The organism is Microtetraspora sp. NBRC 16547 (genome assembly GCF_030268965.1).
GTDB lineage: Bacteria > Actinomycetota > Actinomycetes > Streptosporangiales > Streptosporangiaceae > Microtetraspora.
Genome location: NZ_BSSE01000100.1, coordinates 1 through 419 on the forward strand (window position 1 = coordinate 1; position 419 = coordinate 419).

At 66.8% G+C, this 419-nt stretch carries 1 protein-coding gene; it reads right to left on the reverse strand.

Annotated features, from left to right (window positions below; all coding sequences use genetic code 11):
- Positions 1-373, reverse strand: a 373-nt coding sequence (locus QSK17_RS35780) for an IS5 family transposase (RefSeq protein WP_285711141.1), incomplete at its 3' end; no start/stop codon positions are given.
- Positions 374-419: the final 46 nt, after the last annotated feature.

Sequence of the window (419 nt, forward strand, 5' to 3'; positions counted from 1 at the left end):
CCCCTTTGGGGGCATCGACGGCCGGGGCGTGGGGTGCTCCGGCCGCGTGCTGATGGGCCCGGTTGACGGTGGAGTCCACGCTCGTCGTCCACTCGCCGCCCTCGGCCTCGTCGCAGCCGGCCCGAAGTTGATCGAGGATGTTTTCCCAGGTTCCGTCGATTGACCAGCGGCGATGCCGCCCGTAGACGGTCTCCCAGCGTCCGTAGCACTCGGGGAGGTCACGCCAGGGAGACCCGGTCCGCGTCCGCCACAGAATCCCGTTGATCACGGTTCGGTGGTCCGCCCACCGGTGCCCCCGAGGCGGATGAGCCGGCATGAGCGGTTCGAGGAGGAGCCACTCCTCGTCGGTCAGGTCATGGCGATCTTGCACCATGACCTTGTACCGCACCACAACGAAGATCTACAAAACGGCTCCTAGT